The organism is Herbaspirillum sp. GW821-FHT09A12 (assembly GCF_059418325.1).
In genome coordinates this window covers 74,045-94,958 of the sequence record NZ_JBWKPR010000014.1, presented here as the reverse complement: position 1 = coordinate 94,958, position 20,914 = coordinate 74,045, and the positions used below count along the sequence as shown (strand labels likewise).

25 protein-coding genes are annotated in these 20,914 nt (G+C 57.1%); 4 read left to right on the top strand and 21 right to left on the bottom strand.

Annotated features, from left to right (window positions below; genetic code table 11):
* The first annotated feature begins 156 nt into the window (after positions 1-156).
* The 3 genes from AC07N6_RS21580 to bamE all read left to right on the top strand — a co-directional run bounded on the left by AC07N6_RS21580 (position 157) and on the right by bamE (position 1,210).
* Positions 157-489, top strand: a complete 333-nt coding sequence (locus AC07N6_RS21580; protein ID WP_494783710.1) for a hypothetical protein — start codon at positions 157-159, stop codon at positions 487-489.
* A 64-nt stretch (positions 490-553) separates the two neighbouring features.
* On the top strand, positions 554-832 hold the full coding sequence (locus tag AC07N6_RS21575) for an HU family DNA-binding protein (protein WP_494783711.1): 279 nt from the start codon (positions 554-556) through the stop codon (positions 830-832).
* A 24-nt stretch (positions 833-856) separates the two neighbouring features.
* A complete protein-coding gene (bamE, locus tag AC07N6_RS21570) occupies positions 857-1,210 on the top strand; it encodes an outer membrane protein assembly factor BamE domain-containing protein (protein ID WP_494783712.1) in 354 nt (117 codons plus the stop codon).
* Positions 1,211-1,265: 55 nt separating this feature from the next.
* Here the strand turns inward: bamE and AC07N6_RS21565 are convergent, their stop codons facing one another.
* Genes AC07N6_RS21565 through AC07N6_RS21550 form a run of 4 tightly spaced genes read right to left on the bottom strand, consistent with a single transcriptional unit; the run spans position 1,266 to position 6,148 of the window.
* Complete coding sequence (locus tag AC07N6_RS21565) at positions 1,266-1,772, bottom strand: hypothetical protein (protein ID WP_494783713.1); 507 nt, start codon at positions 1,770-1,772, stop codon at positions 1,266-1,268.
* Positions 1,773-1,803: 31 nt separating this feature from the next.
* Positions 1,804-4,503: a hypothetical protein gene (locus tag AC07N6_RS21560; RefSeq protein WP_494783714.1), complete on the bottom strand. Its 2,700-nt coding sequence runs from the start codon at positions 4,501-4,503 to the stop codon at positions 1,804-1,806.
* Positions 4,504-4,516: 13 nt separating this feature from the next.
* Positions 4,517-5,146 carry a hypothetical protein gene (locus AC07N6_RS21555; protein ID WP_494783715.1) on the bottom strand — a complete coding sequence of 210 codons (630 nt, stop codon included), beginning with the start codon at positions 5,144-5,146 and terminating at the stop codon, positions 4,517-4,519.
* A 45-nt stretch (positions 5,147-5,191) separates the two neighbouring features.
* The gene (locus AC07N6_RS21550) at positions 5,192-6,148 is read right to left on the bottom strand and encodes a tyrosine-type recombinase/integrase (RefSeq protein WP_494783716.1); all 957 of its coding nucleotides are present in this window, start codon (positions 6,146-6,148) and stop codon (positions 5,192-5,194) included.
* A gap of 109 nt (positions 6,149-6,257) precedes the next feature.
* Between AC07N6_RS21550 and AC07N6_RS21545 the strand changes: the two genes are divergently transcribed.
* Positions 6,258-6,425, top strand: coding sequence for a hypothetical protein (locus tag AC07N6_RS21545; protein WP_494783717.1), 168 nt, complete (start codon positions 6,258-6,260; stop codon positions 6,423-6,425).
* Between the two features lie 173 nt (positions 6,426-6,598).
* Here the strand turns inward: AC07N6_RS21545 and AC07N6_RS21540 are convergent, their stop codons facing one another.
* The 17 genes from AC07N6_RS21540 to AC07N6_RS21460 form a co-directional block, all read right to left on the bottom strand.
* The gene (locus AC07N6_RS21540) at positions 6,599-7,159 is read right to left on the bottom strand and encodes a hypothetical protein (protein WP_494783718.1); all 561 of its coding nucleotides are present in this window, start codon (positions 7,157-7,159) and stop codon (positions 6,599-6,601) included.
* 9 nt (positions 7,160-7,168) lie between these two features.
* A complete protein-coding gene (locus AC07N6_RS21535; protein ID WP_494783719.1) occupies positions 7,169-8,299 on the bottom strand; it encodes an ArdC family protein in 1,131 nt (376 codons plus the stop codon).
* Positions 8,300-8,301: 2 nt separating this feature from the next.
* Positions 8,302-8,442, bottom strand: a complete 141-nt coding sequence (locus AC07N6_RS21530) for a hypothetical protein (protein WP_494783720.1) — start codon at positions 8,440-8,442, stop codon at positions 8,302-8,304.
* A 341-nt stretch (positions 8,443-8,783) separates the two neighbouring features.
* Entirely contained in the window at positions 8,784-9,185 is a 402-nt protein-coding gene (locus AC07N6_RS21525; protein WP_494783721.1) for a hypothetical protein, read from the bottom strand.
* Between the two features lie 130 nt (positions 9,186-9,315).
* On the bottom strand, positions 9,316-10,083 hold the full coding sequence (gene dsbG / locus AC07N6_RS21520; protein WP_494783722.1) for a thiol:disulfide interchange protein DsbG: 768 nt from the start codon (positions 10,081-10,083) through the stop codon (positions 9,316-9,318).
* The gene (locus tag AC07N6_RS21515) at positions 10,071-10,691 is read right to left on the bottom strand and encodes a YcbK family protein (protein WP_494783723.1); all 621 of its coding nucleotides are present in this window, start codon (positions 10,689-10,691) and stop codon (positions 10,071-10,073) included. Before AC07N6_RS21515 ends, dsbG begins: the two co-directional genes overlap by 13 nt.
* Positions 10,691-13,201, bottom strand: coding sequence for a type IV secretory system conjugative DNA transfer family protein (locus AC07N6_RS21510; protein ID WP_494783724.1), 2,511 nt, complete (start codon positions 13,199-13,201; stop codon positions 10,691-10,693). Before AC07N6_RS21510 ends, AC07N6_RS21515 begins: the two co-directional genes overlap by 1 nt.
* A 15-nt stretch (positions 13,202-13,216) precedes the next feature.
* Entirely contained in the window at positions 13,217-13,933 is a 717-nt protein-coding gene (locus AC07N6_RS21505; RefSeq protein ID WP_494783725.1) for a hypothetical protein, read from the bottom strand.
* Complete coding sequence (gene icmP, locus AC07N6_RS21500) at positions 13,911-15,059, bottom strand: type IVB secretion system coupling complex protein DotM/IcmP (protein ID WP_494783726.1); 1,149 nt, start codon at positions 15,057-15,059, stop codon at positions 13,911-13,913. The genes AC07N6_RS21505 and icmP overlap by 23 nt, the downstream gene beginning before the upstream one ends.
* Complete coding sequence (locus tag AC07N6_RS21495; protein ID WP_494783727.1) at positions 15,056-15,466, bottom strand: lytic transglycosylase domain-containing protein; 411 nt, start codon at positions 15,464-15,466, stop codon at positions 15,056-15,058. Before AC07N6_RS21495 ends, icmP begins: the two co-directional genes overlap by 4 nt.
* Positions 15,466-15,939 carry a hypothetical protein gene (locus AC07N6_RS21490; protein ID WP_494783728.1) on the bottom strand — a complete coding sequence of 158 codons (474 nt, stop codon included), beginning with the start codon at positions 15,937-15,939 and terminating at the stop codon, positions 15,466-15,468. The genes AC07N6_RS21495 and AC07N6_RS21490 overlap by 1 nt, the downstream gene beginning before the upstream one ends.
* Position 15,940: 1 nt before the next feature.
* Entirely contained in the window at positions 15,941-16,990 is a 1,050-nt protein-coding gene (locus AC07N6_RS21485; protein ID WP_494783729.1) for a hypothetical protein, read from the bottom strand.
* Between the two features lie 95 nt (positions 16,991-17,085).
* On the bottom strand, positions 17,086-17,514 hold the full coding sequence (locus AC07N6_RS21480; protein ID WP_494783730.1) for a hypothetical protein: 429 nt from the start codon (positions 17,512-17,514) through the stop codon (positions 17,086-17,088).
* A gap of 131 nt (positions 17,515-17,645) precedes the next feature.
* Positions 17,646-17,981, bottom strand: coding sequence for a hypothetical protein (locus AC07N6_RS21475; protein WP_494783731.1), 336 nt, complete (start codon positions 17,979-17,981; stop codon positions 17,646-17,648).
* Positions 17,944-19,518, bottom strand: a complete 1,575-nt coding sequence (locus AC07N6_RS21470) for a DNA topoisomerase (RefSeq protein WP_494783732.1) — start codon at positions 19,516-19,518, stop codon at positions 17,944-17,946. The genes AC07N6_RS21475 and AC07N6_RS21470 overlap by 38 nt, the downstream gene beginning before the upstream one ends.
* Positions 19,518-20,627 carry a hypothetical protein gene (locus AC07N6_RS21465; protein ID WP_494783733.1) on the bottom strand — a complete coding sequence of 370 codons (1,110 nt, stop codon included), beginning with the start codon at positions 20,625-20,627 and terminating at the stop codon, positions 19,518-19,520. Before AC07N6_RS21465 ends, AC07N6_RS21470 begins: the two co-directional genes overlap by 1 nt.
* The gene (locus AC07N6_RS21460) at positions 20,624-20,893 is read right to left on the bottom strand and encodes a hypothetical protein (protein WP_494783734.1); all 270 of its coding nucleotides are present in this window, start codon (positions 20,891-20,893) and stop codon (positions 20,624-20,626) included. The genes AC07N6_RS21465 and AC07N6_RS21460 overlap by 4 nt, the downstream gene beginning before the upstream one ends.
* Positions 20,894-20,914 lie beyond the last annotated feature (21 nt).

The following is a 20,914-nucleotide window of genomic DNA, read 5'->3' as shown; positions in this document are numbered from 1 at the left end:
GAGGCTCTTCCTGACCTACCGGGTCTGCTTTCACGCAATCTTATTTACACAATGAAGTAGGTAGATTTATCGGAGTTTTTGAAATTTTGAGGAAAAATTGACGCACCAATGCTATGCTTCCGCAAAATGTCACACCGAACATCATTTTGGAGAAATATGGCGATGCAAGAAGAAAATTTGAAAATCTCCTGCAACCTTGAGGGTGAGAGCGCAAGAGACTATGAAATGATGGCCTTACTGTTCAAAATTCAAAATATTGCGCCGAACCGCTCAAAACAACAATCTCTGCTGATTTCTGCTGCATTATTGGCCTTGAGCGCGTTGGCAGACCGCTATAGTGACAACACGGGCAATCGCTACGGTGCATTAGAGGAAGTGCTGAAATTCGGAGGATGCCGAGCGCAGGACATCGAAAAGTTACTCAAAACGTCGCCGGCGGCAATAGATGCGATTCAAGGGGCGATTGGCACATATAGTGCCGTGAAGTAATATTCAACACGCATTACAGATGTAAAGATTTGCGGTCATCGAAAAATTAAAGGGGGCAACAGCAATGAGTAAGGCGGCATTGAGTGGGCTAATTTCGGCCAAGCACAAGATCCCGAAGGCAGACGCCGATCGTATCGTGGACACCGTATTCGACGGCATCACCAGCGCTCTACGGTCGCAAGGGCACTTCACGTTCGTCGGATTCGGAAGCTTCAAGGTCGACGTGCGTGCAGCGCGCGCCGGCCGCAATCCGAGTACGGGAGCTCCCGTCGACATTCCCACCACCAATGTCGTCAAATTCAAGGCCGGGGAGCCGCTCAAGAAACTCATCAACAGCAAGTAACCAATAATTCGAAAAGGATTCATCATGCGCATCAACACCAAGAGTCTGCTGTGTGCTGTGGCTGTCGTTGCAAGCCTGTCCGGCTGCGCCAGCAACTACGGCAATTCCTCGATCACGGACCAGGACAAGGTATCCCAAGTCCAGATCGGAAAATCGACGACCAAGGACGTGGAAACGCTGCTGGGCAAGCCCAGTTACGTGAATACAGAAGAGGGTGGCGAGCAGGTATGGATGTATCAGAACGTGAACGTCAAGGGCTCTGCGTTGATTCCCTTCGCGGCGCTGTTCGGCGGCACCATGAAAGAGAACAACATGCAAATTCGCTTCAATAAGAAGGGTGTGGTGAAGGCGATCGGGAATGGCGAGAAGGTGATGTAAGCCGGCCAACTGCAAGCAGAAAAAAGGGGACCTACGGTCCCCTTTCTCATTTGCGTTAGAACGCAGGCAGCTTAAACTCAGAACAGGGCTCCAGCAGCGCGAGTAGTGCATGCACACTGTCCTTGTCCAATCCCACAAACTCATTGTTCAGCAATATGCGCGCTGCATCGCCGGCGCTGAGTCCCTCCGTCGCCTCGATCGGCTTCTTCCCGAAGCCGACATTCTTCCTTCCAGACGCCAACAGCTCCTTCAGGAGGTGGCCAACCTCTGCAGCGCGCTGTGGCCGCCGCATGGTGACGCCTGCAGCATCCAGAACCAGGTTAAGTGTCTCGCGAACCGCCGGCAGGATAATGACCACGGCGGCGAGCAACACTGGCGAATTCTGCAGCAGCTGATGGCGCTCAATGCTGTGCGTCGGGAGTTCCTTCGCCTCGCTATAGCGCTGGCTAACGCTCAGAAAAACTTTGGTATCGAGGTCGACGGAGGCATACTTCAAAACGGCGGCACAGAACTCGTCCGTCGAGAACAGCTCTGTACGAAGAGCAATCAAATTTTGGGGCATCACGGTCCTATAGATGATGGTGTTCGTTGAATTACGCCGGCTTCAGGCTTGGCATCGGCTCATCCTCTGCATCGTGCCCGAGCTGCGGTATGAGAGAAGCCCTCACGGCCAGTATATGGCGCGCGTAGTCGACCATGCTACCTTTGATCGGATAGAGGCGTCCCTCGCTGCGGTTCACCAGGCGATAGCGATCGACAGCGCCATGCCGGGCCGTCTCCAGGCTATCGAATCCATCCTCTACGATCTTGTCGATGAAGGCCTTCGCGGACATCTCCTGTCCGGCCAGGCTGACGCGTGTGTTCGCTAGGATGCTCGTTGCATGATCGAGCTGCCGGCGCGCGTCCTCTTTCTCATATCGTTCCTTTCTCTCCACCTGCAGGGATGCTTCACGCTGCTGGGCGTCAGCTGGAGAATACCCGGCCCATGCATACAAAGCGGCCTTGCAGCCTGCTGCCGTCTTAGGAAACACCACGCCGGTCACCTTGGAGAAGAACTGCTTGGACATATCGTTCTGGCCAGCCGGCCGCGCCAGCACCGATATCAAGAAATCGATCTTCTTGTCCTCGATCGCCAATGCAAAGTTTCGGTGATTCGAGCTTGGGCGGCTGCTATGTAAGGTGGGGAAGCGCTCCTGCAGGAAATTCGCATACCCGACGGAGATCGCCTCCAATTGTGCGCCGCCGTCTGTTCGCTCAGCCTTGATTGCTGCCCATAGACGTTCACCTTTGATGTGCGACATCGCTGTGCCGAGCGCGAACTTCACATCACTGGCGCGGCCGTCGATGGCCACCAGCTCGACGCCGACGGGTGGGCCGTCACCGAAGGTCACCAGCACGGAGGCATCGCCGGTCCATGTGACGGTGATGTCTGCCGGCAAGGCCAGTTCGTCGCCGTGCCGGTAGACCACCGACTCTTCTAAGCCGGCTCCCTCCGGGAACAGCTGGACCAGGTGCGCGGCTGTAGCATCATCGCTGCGGCGGACACCTATGATCTGCTCGAAGCTCGCCTTCGAGCAAGCGATTGTCAGATGGTGTGGAGCTATTTGGGTCCGTGCCTGCTGATAATGCCGTTTCATGACATTCAACTGGCTCACCGCCCAGCACGCGGCGTTCGCCAGCGAAAGTTGAGAGCCAGTACCGCCACGATACAGCGTCGGGACGTATACACCCGGGCTGTGGAATTCCAGCATGACGGCAAACGGCAACGCGGGGTCTCGAAAGCGGATCTCGTAGGACAGCTCGTCGACGCGTTGAAGCGCGAACTGGTCTGTTGAGGGCGGATCTCGCCTGAACTTCTGGTCAATGAGACCATCGTTCTCCGCATCAACCTCACTTGCGATAGCTCGCAGCATGGCGTCGCCATCGAACTGGTCCGCGTTCGCGCGAGCGAACTGGATGGCACCCCGCAATTCAGCATTGCTAGGCCTGGCCTGCTCCCACGGCTCTCCGAGGCTGCGCCATTGGCCCTCGATCAGTGCGCGCGCGTATGTACACGTCTCGTTCCGGCGCTCGCTGCGGGGCTCATACTTACCTAATTTGCGTCGGAAGAGGGAAACTGGAACGTCGTCGACAACCAGGTGCACCTCGGCACCTGCAACCACTTCGCCGATCTGCACCCCTGCCGACATAACTGATGCCTCCGTCGAAGCATCAGCAACTGTGGATTCGATTTCCGCCGGCGCGCGCAGCGTCGCCAGCTCTTCTTTGGTGACGAACTCCACTCCACGCTTGTCGAGGAGAAGCCGCGGCACGCCATCGATCAGCTGGAGCGTTTCCGCATTCATCCTTCCATTGACCGCGTATGCTCGGACGCCGACCGAATTTTCCCCCACACGTTGGCCACGCAGGTTTTCCCCAACATGACGCCACTCCTGGTTGTCGTCAATGTAGCGATCGAGGAGGCGCTCTCGCAGCCTGGCGAGAGCATTGGCTTCAGTGTCACCGATGCCCACCGAACCAGCGAATTCACCTTCGATGGCCCGGGCCTGGTACATGCCAGCATAGAGCCCGTCGACCACTGGTGCCACTGCATGCGCGGGCATGATCTGTTGATGAACCCATTCACCCATCTCTCGGGCAACATCGCGCTGCTTATCGGTAACCATGCTGTCGTACTGGGTGACGATAGTGTTGGCATGGTGAATGATCTCCTGGCCGGCAGCAAAGACTGCGCCGGCCCGGCTAGAAAAAGGGTGTCCATACGTCGACAGCGGTCCATGTCGGCCAGCCATGTTGCCCTGATGATGGTCGATCGACACTGCGCTATACCAGCGCTCGCCCACACGCATTGAGCGAATCGTCGCGCGGGCGGCGGTCCGCGACCCAGCCTTTCTTCGCGACTCAAATGTTATCGACTCCACGTCGTTGGGTTCGGGCTCCACCTCATCGTCGAGGCCTTCGCCTTCCAGATGCCGCGGCGTCGACGGCGGAGCAACCGGCCCTGCAGGATCAATTGCAGCAGGCGGCACGTCGTGTGCTTGAGGCTGCCATAAGATCTCGCTCAGTTCGAAGTCGCGCGATCGAGCCTGGGAGAAGTGTTGCTGGATCTCTTGGAGAGTGAAGCGCAGACTTTCGCGCTGATAGTGATCTCCATTCTGCTTAAATCCCAAGGAGATCACCGAGGAGGGGAGGGGGGTCTGGGACAGCGTCCGCAGGATAAGCTGTTTTCCTAGAGCGGTCTGCTGCACATTCAAGACCGCATCGTGGTCGGACAGATCTACCCAGGCTGGCATTTTTACCTCATCGTCAACTTCGCCTTTTCAAGAAAAAGTGCTTCAACAGACGATCGAACTCGTTTTGCTTGTTAGCGGCAACTGCAATTTCTTCCAGCTGCGTCAGCATCGCCGCCTTGCCATTGTACTTTTCCAATAGCTGGGCAACGATCTTCTCCATCTCAACGTCCGGAAGATGCTTCTCCACGTTCTGCTTAGTGGCATCCATGAGATGAATCAAAGTCATCTCGGGCGTTGCGCAGGGCATCTCAAAAGCCGCGTCAGGACCGAAGCCATCTTCGAAACGAACCATCTCATACATTCGGGGGTCGTCCAGCTGCGGATTCACCAGGCTTTGTATGACCTTGAAATCGCCGGCATAGGGCGCGACAACCTTTTTGTACGGGTACTCGCCTCCGACGAAAATGCGCCCATCCTTCGGGCGTTTGTACCAGGCGGTGGAGTGGGTCAACGCCACCTTCTGGAAAAAATAATTCGCGAGCCGGATACCGTATTCGTTGAACAGGTCTTCGGGTTCTTTCCCATCCTTGAAATAGACACCTTGCGCGGCCCGAACAATCACCTTGTCACGGCGGCAGGCGAAATAGGCCTCGTGCTTGGTGATGTTCAGGCCGACGATGAAGACATCGTGACGATCGTCCATGTGAAAACCATTATACTAATTATGCGTTGCATAACACAACGAAAGTTAAATTTCCTGCTTGGCCACGCCCTCATTTGGCGTGAGCAGGTGCGCATAAATTTGGGTGGTCGCCAAGTCTGTATGACCGAGGTTATGCATGATCTGCAAGACTGGAACATGCTTGGCGAACATAATACTGGTAGCGGTATGCCGTAAAACGTGAGGCCCCCTTTGGCTCAGATTGGTGCCGACGCCGGCATCCTTAATGTACTTTGAAACTTGTTGGTACACGAGCGCGCCGGAAAGCCGGCGGCAGGTGCGTGAAATGAAGAGCAGATCCGATTCAGAATTGTTCCAGGCGAGAATGCTAGACCGCTCATGCAGCCACAGCTCGACTAGGCCACGAACGGCTTCATCGTGGTCAAACATTACCAGGCGCTCTTTATTGCCCTTTCCGATTACCCGCAATCTCAACGCGGCCAGATCTACGTCACGAAGACGCAGGGTGCACAGCTCATCGCACCGCAGCCCTGTGGCTAAGATCAATGCGATCAAAGCAAGATCACGCACCGCCGTGGAGCTCGTCGAACCTGATACCGTCCGGAGCAACTTCACCTGGTCATCCCAACTCAGCACCACCGGAAGCCGTTTGGGCACCGCACCGCCAGTAGGACCGAACCCTTTGCTTTTCTCAGCGCGCCGCTCCCGAACTAAGCCTTCGACCGGATTGTCGAACACCTCGCCGCGCTCGTGCAGGCACAACCAGAAGACGTTAAGAGCGGATGCACGCAGTGTTTGATAGGTAACCGAATAATGCTCACCAGTCTCCGGATTCCAACCGATGAATCGGCGCAACCACGCCGAGTTAAATTCTGTAAAGTTTCGGATGTTTTGGACCTCTTTGAACCTCAAGAAACCTGCTACAACCGACAAATAAACACGTCTCGTTTTCGGAGAATATGGGTGCAGAAAGTAGCTGTCGAGCCACTTAGCAAAGTGTTCCGGCGTTATTGCTTGTGGCATGTTTTCACACCCGCAGTCTTATTCCCATTTGGTTGATTAAATACTTTAATCGCATTCTCCAAAATGCTACACTATAAACCAACGGAAGTTACGATTACAGAGGCCAAGAATGGAAAATACGCTCTCTTTTGCCCTAAAGTCCCTGATACAGCAAGTCGCGGATTTTAAGCCAAATGAAGTGCAAAGTGGCGCAAATGCTGACGCGATAACGATCAGCCAGGTGCGTGATGCAGCGGAAGAAGCAAAAGATGCATTACGACACGATTTCCGCAGATAAATTCTATTCCCAATGACTGGGAATGGGCTGGACCATGGCCGTACCGGCGATGGCCAGCAGACAAGCGAAGCGCGTCAGTTGCGTCACTCGGATCGGATAGATCCATTTCAACGAAAATGAAAACGGAGATGAGGCTCACGCCATCATCTCCGTTTCTTTTTGAAGAGATACCTCTACATGATTCGCCGACGCTCGCCAGGCGGCACTCGAAATTCCGCGCGCCACTCTTCCTCTGCTTTTTCAATGGTACCACCGAAGGTCATATAGCCAAGATCAAGGATGTCGTGCGTGGCATCAGCGATGTCCTCGCCAGGGTAGGTCTCACTCCATTCAGCTACGTCAATGCGCATCGGGGCCATCGAGTCGTCATCGCCATAGATAGGCCCTAGGACAGCTCCTGTCAGCGCGTCGAACTCAACCTCCCCGTGACTGCCGTCAGCGGTGGCAACAGCGCGCCCAGGAATCAAATAACCGCCCTTGCGCAGCATCCCGGACTTTACGATCGCGAGCGCGCCTGCAGCAGTGACCGAAACCTCCGGCCAACTCCCTCCAAGCTGATTTGGCACATCACGGCCTGTGCGCGTCGCAAGTCCTGCATCTATGCAACGCTGCAGCTTCTCACGCCCATATCCGCCCTCCGGGCCGGCCGTATCTCCCCACTCGAAGCCTCCGCAGCCCCCGGTAGTAGTGAGGAAGATTCGCGCGAGTTCTTGCATGTCGTTGACCTGGTTCATCATCGCTCCTTACGGCCGCATGCCGATGGTCATCACGTCTTCAGGCTCGAAATCGAAGTCCGATGCGTCGAAAATTTCCTCGGGAGCGCCGGCAGCGACAGCTGCTGCCATCTGCTCTCGATGCTCCTCCTTGAACTCTTCGGCGAAGTCTGGATGGAAGCTAAGCACATATCGCGAGATCTTCTCTGCGTCCTTGGCAGCGCGGAAGATCTCGCGCTTGTCGTCTCGCAGGATTTTCAAGTAGTGCTCGACGTAGGTCGCATGCCCTTCGATATTCGATGGCAACCCCAACTGCATAGAGAGCATCGAGCTGGCAATTTCCGCACGCAGCTCTTCACGGGCATACTCCACGCTCTCACGAGTTTTTCCGAACTCTCGGGCCAGGCGGTTGGCCGCCCCGGTCCAGTGGCCCAGTTCGTGCATGTGCGTGGCGTAATAGAGCGAATCTGACTTGAACGAATCCCGGTCTGGCATATAGATGCGATCCTCGGACGGGGAATATGCGGCGCGCCGGCTGCCGTGGACGACATCTGCCCCGGTGGCGTCGATGATCTCCTCGCAGATTTGGATCGTCTCGTCGTCGACATTGGCCTTGCGCTCAATGGACCAGTCGTACTCCGGCGCCCCCTCGATTTGGCTAAAGTTGAAGACCGTGAAACACTTCAGCATCGGGATCCGCTTCACCTCAGGTTGCTGCGTTTCCGCGTTCACCTCACCGGTCTCGCGTTCGTGCATCTTGTAGAAGAAGATCTGGGTCCCATGCTCTCCTTTACGTACGTTCCAGCCCTTTTCCTTCGCCTGCTTGAAGGTACACCACCTAGGGTCCTGCATGCCCTTCTCGGCCAGCATCAGGACGTTGATCCCATGGTATGGCTTCCCTGTGGTGCCATTCTGTGGCCAACGCCCCCTGCCATCCCACGGCGACATCCATGGCGCGGTACCGTTCTCGATCGCCTCGATGATGCTGTCGGTGACCTCCTGGTAGAGATCCCGCGGCGTGAATTTGCCTTTTGCGGTTGAACGCCGGCGGGGCATGGCCTTGCTCTCAGCAGCCTCTTTGGGATTCTGCCGCGGCTCAGGAAATACAGCAGGTGGCATACTAGCCGCGCCAGGCATGACCAGTCGTCTGATGACGGCCATGGCTACGCCTCCGCCGCTTCGCTGTCATCTTCCTCCATGTCGGCCGGCGCAGGCTCCAGGCCCAATTCCTTCACTTCCTTCCAATCCAGGCCGTCAGCTTCGAGCTGGGTGGCCTGCATGGTATTGGCTTCAACATTCGACATACTCTTCTCCATTCCATGGCAAAAATTACTTTTGTTATAGTATAAATGCACATATTGATAAAACAGTAGTAACAATAGTCGGAATATGCGACCGCCGACGAAAAAAATTCCGCAGGAATAGAGTGACGTGCTGCGCAGAGTAAGCAGCAGTGGGAAGGAAAGGTGCACACGAAGACGCAGGGCGCGTCTCGACTCAGCGCCTCGCGCGATGCTGGAGGCGACCGAGAAAGGCCGGAATTACCGGATCACTAGCTGGGAAGAAAAACCAATCCTGGCGGTGCTTGAATAAGCCAGGGAAGACGCCGCGAAACGCCCTTCCTGGCTCTTACACAATCAGCTGTTCAGCCGATCTGCTTTTCAACGAGGGCCATGCGAATGCGGAAGCGCTTTTCCTCTTCTTCTGCCATGTCGCCAGCGGAGTCATCGACCATCTTCTGCAGCATGGCCAACTTCATGTTGCGCACCACGTCGTCTTGCTCTTCGAGGTCCAGCATGCTCAGGACCAATGCATAGGCCGCATCGTCAGCTGTCTTGTGTGCCGCGACTACTGCGACAACCACGTCGAGCACTGCTTTACGAATAATCGGCACATAGCGCTCGTCACCGTACTTCTCCAGGAACTCATCGCGCTCATCCGCATCAGCGATTTCCTTGTCAGCGTAGAGCTCGATGGCGTCGGCCAACAGCGCGGTAGAAATCGTCGTTTGAATCAGGCTGTCAAATATTTGTTTTGCGTTTTCCATTGTCACGTCCATGCAATCGGAAGACTATCCCCCTCTTGATCCCCACGTGAGCGCACATGATGCGTCAAGAAGTATTGCCCCCAAAAGTCAACCGCAGCGAATTTACCTTGGCCGACTGTTATACAAAAAGTCAATTAAGCAAAGCAGCGAGTTGTTGGTCTGTCGGCAGCCCCATTGTCGACACGACTTTCGCTCCACGACGATACAAAATCGTAGGAACGCCAGTGTAACCCGTGTCGCGCAGCAACAGCAGATTGAATGCCAAGTTCTTATTCACTTCGTCGCTTATACGCACAGGCTGCAGTTGGTGATTCGCCATCTGCTGCAAAGCTTCGGAAGGCCGCTTCGCTTCATAGACGGCTGCCGCAAGCGCCTTGCTATCGTCCCGAAGAATCGCAACAGGAATCCATCTGACCTGCACTTGGTTTTTCTCCACTGCGGTCCGCAGGCTGCTCCACAGGCGCTTGCAATAGGGGCAGTTCGGGTCGAAGAAAACATAGATGACGCGCTTGGAATTTCCTTCGGGGATCCAGCGCAGCTTCTCCGCACGCTCCCAGATATCCTGCAACTGGGCATCCGATGCAGGAGACGCCTGGGCCGTCGACGTGATGATGCCGGCGCGGTCAGTGTCGGCCGTGGTCACGTTCACGCCGTGCGCGTCGAACACGTTGCCGACAATCAGACTGTTGCCGTCAGGAGTCACGTAAAAGAGCCGCTTCTCCTTGCCGTTGTCAGCGACGATCGCTTTCAGGCCTGACACGGAATCGAAGGCCTGAACAATGCGAGCCCCGCTCGACATCAGTCGCTGCTCAGCAGGTGTCGGCGAAGGTGCTGCCGATGCAGACATTGCGACAATCCCCAGCGCGACTGCAAATAATTTGCAGATTACTTTACCCAAAATCTAACCCTCCCAACGTCTTGATGAATGAACTTCTGCTTGTTGATGTAAAAGCCGACTCCACCTCCTCTAAAGGCTGCGATTAGTTGGCCTTGATACTCGATCGGCAGTCCCGGGAAGAGACCATCCGAAGCCATCGCTTTGGTGTGGAATGAATCGCGAAGGGCCCCTTCTGTCGCGCCGTTGGTCTTGTCACCACGGTATCCACTGTTGATCTGGTAGGGCTCGACATAACCAAACGCTGCCTCCAGCCACCCCTGTTCTCCGCGCATAAGGTTCAACAGCCGGATATCCATCGCAACAGTAAGGCCGGCCCGCACATCGCGCAGCATGTGGCATGCCTCGCGATAGCCTTGCATATCGACGGCTCCATCCCTCCAATAGCACACCTTCCTGTGTTCGCCGGTCACGGGCCGATAGAGGTTCAGAACCCGAGGCCGCGCCCAGAAAGCAGCGGCCTCGCTGTCGCCGGCGTAGTATTGCGGCAGTAGGAGCCCTGTTTTCGCCAGCAGTGGATTCGCATACGAGAACGCCCCCATCGCAACGATGCCAGTCTGAATGGACCTCTTCAGGAACGCGCGGCGGCGCAGGTTCAATTCAATAGTCATCACCGCCCACCGATCAGTGCTTCGAGATTCCCAAGCACCTCTTCCATCTCTTCATCCTTGCCATCCCGCGTGGGCTTTGGCGGTGTCGGATATTCGGTACCATCGGTCGCAGCCTTGACGATCGCCGCGGCACTACTCTGCGCGTCAGCTGGTGCCCCACCCATACCCAGCACGATCGCGTTGAGCTTCACCTGGGTATCGGCGGCGGCCAGCTGCCCATCGTCTACTTCACCGGCGTGCACCGGTACCGGGGCGACCAACTTTTCTTCAAATATCGTCTCTAAAATTGGAAGTGCTGCAGCTGCAAGAGCCATCACGTCCACGGAGAATTCGGGACGCGGCCGCGACGCAAACACATTCACCGACTCCAACTGTCCGCCATCGAATGCAACCGCGTCAGGCGCGACTGGTGCCGCCGCGAGACTGCCCCCTGCAGCTGCCGTGTCAGTTGCCGCAACTGGTGCCGGCGCTGGCGTAGGTTGGGCCAATCCGACTGTCGGAGCAGCGGCACTCGCAAGGCCGCCGCCGGCGCTGTCCACTTCATCATCCGAATGCAAGGGGGCAACCGCCGAATCGTCGAATTTCATCAATAGCGTAATGCCACGCTCGACGCCCAGCTTCCCGCTCAGATACTTGGCATAAGTGGCGTCACTGTGCATATTACCCGCGTAAGCGAAGTATCCGTCCGTGGGTCGCTGCTTACCCAGGGGGGCGCTTCTGAGTGTCTCCAGCAAGGCTCTGGTATTGATCTTCAGGCGCGCCACTACATCTGCATCCGGACGAGGGACCTTCAAGAAGTGATTGAGACGGTACTGCTTTGCCAGCTTTGGATCGGCGTAATACGCCCGCGCGCGGATGATCTCGCCCTTGACGAAGATGTGGAGCTCACCCTCTACCTGGCGCTGCAGGTCCTGCAATTCGATCCGTGCTACCCGATCAATCTTGGCAGTCTGAGCGCCACGGAATCCCCCCATACCACTCATGTTCTGTTCATAGCCGTCAACCACCGAGACATACGCCTCGCCAGCTAGTTTTTCGAAGAGCTCAAACGTATCCGTGGGATCTTCCAGCTTCCCGACCATTTTTATGTTGCTGTTCGATATGATTGCCAGCGTCTCCTCTTTCGAGGTTCGGTAGAACGCCTGTAGATCTTGACCTGCTGCGACCAGGGAAAAATTAAGTGAGCGAGCTTGAGCCCACATGAGAGCGGCGTCTTCGGGCATGTAATAGCCGAACTCATCGAAGATCGCCAAATATGGCGCTGGTGCGTTCGTCGCGCGCGAGTCGAGCAATTCGAGCTTGCTTCCCTCCAGCTTGCTGCCCAAGCTGGAGCCCATCATGCCTTTCATGCCAGCCACGATGATCTTGCCAAGATTGCCAAGTTCGGGACGGGATTTCTCTAACGCCGGCAGTAGGACCAGGAGGATTCGGCGGTTGGTCACCACGTCGCGTAGGTTGACTTCACCTTGTGGCGTGTTATAGATGTGACCGTAAGTATCGGCAAGTGAGCTCAAGATACGTGTGAACTGCATCTGCTGATAGCCATACTGCTCTAGGAACGTAGCGCTCTGATTTTCGTTTTTGTCCCGCTTATAACCTGGCACGTCCGCAAGATAGGCTTGCATCATCTCCCGGGATCGTTGCGAGATATTCGGATTTGCCATCAACTCCAGATACTTGTTGAATGGCATTGTTGCCCTGACCAAGCCGATGTACAACATCACCAGGCCTTTGTCACGGAGTTCCACGAGTGCTGGCATGTAAGAGCTGATGAAGGTGATCGCACGCCCCTTCCACATGTCGCCCTTGCCATCGGAGGCATCCATTAAGCCAACCAGAAGCTGAATATTGCTCTCAGCATTCCCTACGGTTTGTGGATTGTATGAATTCGATAGTTTGTCCGCTCTCTTCTTCGTGGTATCGACATTACCAGTCATGTAGTTGATGACGAACACGTCGTCTTCACGGCCCTTTGCGCGGCATAGAGAAAAGTGCTTGGCAAAGCAACTTACGTCTCCTTTTCCATCGCCATAGAAATATCCAGACACCCAATTCAGAGCATTGTCAGATAACGAAATGAGAGCTTCGGTCTTGCCTGCGCCCGTCGACCCAACCTCAAAGACGTGAGTCTTCAAGAGGTCTCCGTCTGCCCAAATCTCCGCATTGTCCGAGAGACGATTTCCCAAATGACCAATGCCACGGGCAACCCTTGGCTTGCGCGTGCCAGGGTGAATGTCGTTTCCGTCTACTTCGCCAAGCGACTTACGTATACGTAGCGGAATATCATTCTTGCGCTGCATGGGAACGAATGCGTAGGCTGCCGCCAAAAGCAGAATGATCTCGAAGGTCGGTGAGAAGAAGACCAGGCAGAAGACCAGGCATACGTAAACGATGACGATGGCCTGCAGCGAGCCCATCGTCTCGAATACTTGCTCCATGAATGGACGCGTATCGCGCAGGATGCGCGACCTGCGAAGCTCATGGTGCTTTTCAATGCCATGAAGTGCCATTATCGGTTTCCTGCGTTACTTCGCGGCCACAGGGTCGGGGACCGTGAAAGCCAGCTTCGGATTACAACCCGGACCGGAGTTAGAACCACCGGCGTCCAAGCCAAACGCATCGAGCCCATCAGTGTTGTCGACCACCCGTGGCGGAGTGTTTTGCTGCTGCGCCTGCGCTTGTGCTTCCATCGCCTTTGCGTAGATCTGATCGGCCAAGCTACCCGACGAAGGCGGCGGCGCGTTGACTGGTGCCGATGGGTAGGCTTGGGCTTGTGGTGCCGCCGGCGGAATGAATTCAGCCGGGGCCTTCTGCTCGCCGGTCTGAGCTGGAGAAGTTGCACTGGTGGCACTCGTTGCGATGAACCAGACGACCCAAAGCGCCAGAAGCCGACCTGCCCAGCGCGAAAAGACGTTGGAGGTCAGTACGCCGTTGAGGCGCTTGAGAGCGCTGTTGGCCTGAGATTTATCCTCAAAATCCGCAAGAATGGTCTCCGAGCCGTTGCCCACGATCATCGCCAGCTGGTGGCTGGAGTCCGAGCTCTTGACGGAGAACCGAACCATTTCTTGCTGGCCTGGACGAGGGATGACGTGCAGCCCCTGAGTAGTGGCGGTTGGGAAGTAGACCAGCAAGTTCTTGCGGGTCACTTTGACTTGCATTCGCGGCTGAAACCGGGCGGCAACCAAGCGATAAGCGCAGGCCGGAAGAACAACAATCCACTTAATCATGTTCAATTTCTTCATCTAGTGTCTCTCCGAGGTAAGTCCGCAAGCCCTCAATGGCTGGTTCGATTAGGGGATCTTGGATTGGCAATTTAGCGAGCAGCTCTGCGTCCCACTGTGCGCGGATTCCAGCTGCTTCGACACTGGCGACTTCGAGGCCGAGGTCATTGAGCGCATACCAGGTGATTCGATCGACGGTCTTTACCCACCGGAACCACGCCGAAGGCAGTACACCGCATGTACGCGCGCCATGAAGCATCGAACGCAGGACCGTGCGCGTGTATGCATGGCTATTCACGATGCGCCGCACCGATTCGCTGTTGCCATACTGGTGAAGTGCCTTCTGTGCGCGCAGTGAATTGATCAGCTTGGCGTCCTTTTGTGTTCTTGCGCGGAGATAAGAAACTGCCAGATCGTTGATAATGGCGATCGCAAGCGCATTGTCATTGTTGATCTGTGCCGCAAAGGCTGCGAACAGTGCACGCTCATAACCGCGTATTCCCTGCACTCCTGGCCATTGCTGACCCAACTGCGCGGCAAATACCTTGCGCGCGCGATCAAGACGCAGCGCAGATCGATTGTCCAGCGGTTCCACGTTGGAGACATCGGCGTCGGCCCCAATAGAACTCAGGTTCACGAGAATGCCGAGGCGACGTGCGTAGTCCCTAGGCAGCTGCCTCATGCCATTGACCGGATCGTCCAGAGGAATATCAATCAGGTTCATACCCAATACTGGTTTGAGCACCGGCCAGATCTCTGCCTCCTGCTTTGCCAAGCTGGCGACGGTATAGGTGCGTGAGTACCGGCCATTTCGATCGGGGGATCGAAAAGCCAGATAGGCGAACAGGATGGTGATCAAGGCGAAGACACCCCATCGCAGCGTCTGCGCAGCGACAGCCCCCGACCGCCACAGCTCGCCTGCAGTCGCGTCCGCAGGATGGCGAGTCTGCAGCCAGGCCGCCAACATCGCACGCCCTTCTTGGTCGAATACCATGAGATGTAACTCGAACTGGCGAACCTTCATCACAAAGGCCGCAATCTTTTCGTGGCCAAACACCCAGGCAGCGATCGAGATCGCAAACAGCCCGCCCAAGATCCAGAGCAATTCATTGTCACTGGTGTGATTGTTGCCTCCAGAAGACTTCATGGCGCGCCCCCCTGGATGACCTTCAGGCGGCTCCAGACCCGTTGCTGATATGCAGCGTTTTTGTCTGGCGTCTTGGAGTGGTAGTTCCCGGTCCCACGCCACAAGTTGCCGGCCGCGATGATATTGCTCTGGAGATAGTAAGTACCGATCATGATGTTCAGGCACTCATCATTGGTAAGCATCACTGCAGTGATGTTGTATCGGGCGAGCTCGGGCAGGTGCACGCTGTTGATCGCCATCAGCCCCATGTCATACGTGCCGTTCTTATTGAACGTGACCTTGCCCGTCGTGCCGCCTTCGGTTGCGATCACAGCACGAATGAGATTCGGATGCGCCTGATACTGGGCTGCTGCATTCTGAATGCATGCCTCCCGATAGATCGCCGGGGGGGTGACGGGTAGGTCCATCACTTTGCCTCTTTCTCGACGTGACGCCGAGTCAACCAGTCTTTGAACGAGAAGAGCTGACGGCGCTCAATCTGGGCAACGCGGAAGCGTGTGCCCAGAAACTTGGAGAACGCAACGACGAACACGCCTGCGGCCGTGACAATGTGATTCCAAGGATGGGGCGTCAGTCCGGCACCACAGGCAAATAGAACCGCCAGAAGGGAGACCATTCCATAGAGCATGCCCAGCGCGCTCAGCTCTCGCGCCTGGCGCTGCAAATCAGCCTCGCTCACGCCCCGGCGAGCAACGGCTTCATCGAACGTCTCGACACGGTACTTCCCGTTGAGCAAGCGAGCGATGCCGGCCCGCAAACGGGCCATCTCCTTCTTGCGTTCGTCCCAGTTCCCGGCGATTGACCACACGTAGGCACGGCCGACTGCCTTCGCAGCGCGGCCTGTAGCTCGCAGAATCCCTCTTTTCTGATTCGTTGCCACGTCAGCTCACCTTCGGCGCCGCCTGGCGCATCATGGTCAGCGCATATTGAGACGCGCCCGTCAACCGCTTCAGAGCCTGCGCTGCGCGGGTCTTCAGCTGCTCCAAGGGGAAACCGTGCGAAATGGCGCTGCTCTCGAAGATCTTGGCAGCGTCTTCCGCACTTTCGGCCTCCTTGATCACTCCGAGGATCTCGCCGCGGCAATACTCCCAAGACGCCAACACCACTTCCGATGAATGCTGAATCAGCGTGTGAAAAATGACCTGGCGATCGTCATCGCTGAGCACGGTACCGTCAGCAACGACACGGTCCAGATGCTGCGCCGACTGCTCAGCTACAAACTGAGCCAGCTCGTTGATGATCGCGGCCTCATTGACGCGATCGCCACCTTGCAGAGGCAGCCGCGTATTGATAATGGTCGCGTAGCGCTCCACCTCGATGGCGATCGGCGTGATGCCTGCTATGAGTGCAACCTGAATAGAGGCCTGAGACGACACCACGGCCGATGCGCGCTCGGCCACGTCGACAGGCAGCGTCAGTACAGCGTTGATAGCCGGAATGAACTGCTCGATGCTCATTGACGGTAACTGTCCTTTCATGACGCCGCCTTTCGAGATCACGCTGGTGACCCACTGGCTCGACACCAGCTGGGCTGTGAAACCGTGCAACACCTTGCGCGACCATCCAGAATCCACCTCCAATGCGTCAGCCTGGCTGGAAATGAACCCTGCCAGATCGACCGACACGCGCGACATTAGCTGCACCGCTGCCGCAAGTTGCTGTGGGGAGGCCTCATGCCCCGGGTAGATCGATGCGGCCTTGAATACCGGCGCGAGCGCCTGCAGGACATTCAGATAGTCTTGGGCGGGCCTGACACCAGCCGTTTGGGGCGCGGCCTCTTTCGGCACTTCGGCCGCCGCCGGCAGCGGTTGGGTAAGCGCTGGCGCAGGGGATTGAGCAGGAACCTGCGCGACCGACTGGACTGCCGGCGCGGACTCTACCTCGGAGCCCGCAGATCCTGACGTCAGCAATGCCTCCATCTCGTCGAGCATGCTCGCAGATCCGCCGGCGTCAGACGCTGGCGCAGGCGCAGCTGCTACGGGCGGCTCCGGGCTTTTAGAGCTCTGTAATCGGCGCAACTGGGCCATCAGTATGCCTCCTGGATGGAGCTCTCGCTCACGTGATGCGCGAAGGCGTCACCAAGCACGAACTGAAGGGAGTCAAGAGAGATATAAGGGCCGTCCTTCGGCAAGGATTCGATCATCCTGGTGCTGCCCAGAATGCGCCACAGCTGCGCCTCGAAATTGCGGCCGGCGGCGGTAAGCTGCACCTTGGCACCGAAAAGGGAATTGCTTTCGCCAACCAGCGAAAAGCCCAGATCTCCGCCAATCTGGCGGGCCTCGAACTCATCTTTCACCAGGGTAAGCAAAGCGGGGGCATACGTCGCTTCGTTAAAAATCGTTGCGACCGGGATTACCTCGTCGGTGAACTTGAACTCCCATCCACGTTCGGTGGCGAGATGAATCATGATCCCCTCGAAGTCGGTATATTCGGTCATCTTGATGTCGGTAGACATTTGATTTACTTTCGACTAACTACGCATATAAGATAATGAAAGTCAGCCTCTAGGGGCATTCTAACAATACGCGATAAAAACTGTAAAGCGCTTTGTTATTTGGTGAAAAGATAATCAAATAAAAATGACAACTATCTATCACTGGCAAGGCCATATGCCGGCTGCTGCGCCTTCGCCAGGTCGATGATCGCTTCAGCCTTCTTCACCGAGATCTCCCCGCCGCGGCGCGCGTCGTCGAAGGCCTGGCGCACCACGAGCGAGTTAGTCCGTTGCACGAACCGCGCGAGCGCTTCCATCTCCGGCGACGTAATCGGCCCGGTGAAATCGATCCACTTGGGAATGAGCAGTGCCATTGCTGTGACGAGCCCGATGCCGGCCGCCGCGAAGATCAGCCACCTTCTGCGCGCTGCGGCAGCAACGCGGACCGATTCAAAATGCTGGCCGCATGCGCGGGCGATCTTCTTCATGTTCATCTGCGATCCTCTCCAGCCGCTCGACAATCTGGGTAATTTGGAATTGGTCGCCGGCGTGCGCCGCGCTGAGCGCCGCATCAACCAACTCGGAAATATCGGTCTTGCCCGATTCAAATATCTCTTCGATTGCTCGGGACGTAACCACGTCTCGAAGCGCTGCAGGAGCATGCGCAAGTACCTCCATGCCCTTTGCGGTGAGCTGGAATTGCTCGTCCACATAACGGCGAGACAGAAATTTCTGCGCATGGCCTGCCCAAGTGCTGGGCCTGCCAACTCCGGCGGCGGCCATGCTTTGTACCAACACATTGTCCTGGTCCAGCAGGACAACGTCCGCCTGCCGTACTGCAGCCCATGGGAGCACGGGCTTACGCGAAATGCGCTCCCACTCGCAATGCTGAGCCCAAGCAGGTGCACCGGACAGGTCTGGCTTGTCGACTTGCATTGTGATGCCACCCTCGCATGCCTTTCTTGCGATCAGCGCAATGGCCGCCTCTGCCATTGATGCGTGGAGTTTGAATGGCTTGCCCAGGTCCAGCCTACGCAGCAACTTCTCATTGAGTGGTCGGATTGCCTCATGCGCCTCCGATGTCTCGGCCACTGGCAACAGCAGGCCCTTCTTGAAGGCCAGCAAGCCCTTCGTCTTTGCGAGCCGGTCGATTGCTTGTGCGCCAGCACCAGTAAAACCTCGGGATTTCGTGCGCGGGTAGGATATCTCCCCTGCCTCGTACAGCTCCTGCAGGAGCTCAGCGCCACGTGAAATAGATAAGCCCAGCTCGCCATTGAACGCTCCCAGCGCGTCGGCGAAATTGAGCGGAAGTCCGACGGTACGCGCTCCTGACGTGGCGACGGCCGCCGGCGGCAAGGGGCTTTCACGTAATGCCGCCAGCATCTCCGCCGGCGAGCGCTTGCCAGAGACAGGCATGGTGCCAATGAATGGCTTTCCACCATCACACGCCGGCATCTCAAGCCTCACCTCGGCGTGCTGCATACCTTCCGTGCATAGTCCGAGGAGCGCGCTCTGGACCCGGCCAACGGGAAGCCCGCGCTCGAAATTCGAGTGACATCCACCGATGATCCGATCGGTCAACCGCCGGGCGGTGCCGCCGGCGGCGTGCCGAATGTCTGCGGCCACCATCTGCTCCAACCCCACCCGCACCGACTCAGCATCCAGGCCGTTAAACTTCAGTCGGAGCACCTCGTTGCGAAGACCCATGTTTCCAACCAGCCTGGCTACATCTGCAGCGATGACCTCCCCTTCCTGGTCAGCATCCGTGGCAATGAGGATCCTCCCCTTGCAGCGGACGAGATGGTCGCGCAGGCAAGCGAAGGAGTCCGGCCTGACTGGTTGGCGACGATATTCGATGTATTCGCCGTCACGCCGCCCGATGGCGAGATCTCGTAGATCTGCAGGGTTCTCCAGGAAATGACCAATGGTCGCCACCAGGTCGGCGTCCAAGCCGACCTCGGCGAGGATCCGGTACATGGTCCGAAGCTTTCCAGGAGCCTCGATGATGACGAGATCTCGCCCCATCAGATGCGCAGACCCGAAGTGGGTTCGTTGTCGAGCTCTTGTCCATCGATCCCCTTGGTGCGTGACGGGACGTGAAACGCTACGCCACGCTTCGCGTCCATTGCTTGCAGAGCGATACTGCCGCCAAACGCCGTGGAAGTAGGTGGCATGCTGCCGGCGAATCGGAGTTCTGTGACGGCGATAAGCTGTTCGATAGACTTGCCCGCACGGGTGACTCGATCCGTGACCGGCACCAGCGACTGCCTGTCGTACTGGTATTCCTTCGCGGAGAACGGCTTCGCCGGATCTGCGCCCGCGCGCAACAGCGCTTCGGCCAGGGCCAGCCCTTTGCCAGAGGCGTCGAGTGCCGCCGAGTGAAGCGCAGTCTCGCCGCGCATCCCGTAGGCATGGTCGACATGCTTGTAGGGAGCGTCAATGTTTGCCCCAGCCCGTGACAACAAGTCCACCGCCGCCGGCGACCGCGCAAAGTGGATCGGGGCCATGCCTCGCTCCACCGCCGGTCGATCCGCATATGCATTCACGTCCGCGCCAGCATCGATGAGCGCCTTTGCGAGCTTGAGGTCGTTTTGGCCCAAGGCAATGGCCAACAGCGGAACGCCACGCAGTTTATGGCTTGCGTCCAGAGTGCGATTGTTCAACGCCGAGATCACACGACCAGGCGCGCCATACATGTCGTCTTCGAGCTGGCGGGCGTTCGCCTGCCAGAACTTTTCAGACAGAAAGTCCTTCACCTTGCCGAAGCCGCGTGCCAGGGTAACTGCTCCGGCCGCAATGACGGGCCCGAGATAGGAGACTGTGACTCCGATGCCCTGAGCATTGCCGCCGAACGACGGCAGTTTCCCTTCGAATGCCAGTTTCGAATACTCCAGGAGCGAGTCAACGGGTGCCGCCTGCATGGCAGCCTTGTACGCCTGCACGGCCTGCAGCCCACCTTCCTGCAGCAGCTGACTTTGGCCGTGGACCTCCAGGCCCAAGCCGTACATCGTGGCCACCACACCAATGATCGCGGGCACGGCGACTGCAGTGCGCAGATCGATCTGCGCCAGGCCAGAGCAGAATTTGGAAAACAGGCTCTGTGCCTGTTTGTCAAGGTTCGAGGTGTCCTTCATGGTTTCTCCACGTTGTTCAATTCTGATTCGACGAGGGCGCAGAACGCATCGACGAGCTTGAGGTTCTCGCTGGAAGGTTTCATCCGCCAATCGATGCGATTGGCGCTGCAGTCCGTGACGAAGGCCGCGTAGATCGCGCCCTGTTCGCGGAGCCTGTTGAGCGTGACTTCCGACGCCGGCGGCACTTCCTTCTTGAGGGCATCGTTGATGAGGCCAACGCACGCGTCGAGGCGTGCAATCAGCTGTTCGAAATTGATCGGGGCCATCTTGCTCCAAGTAGGTTAGGT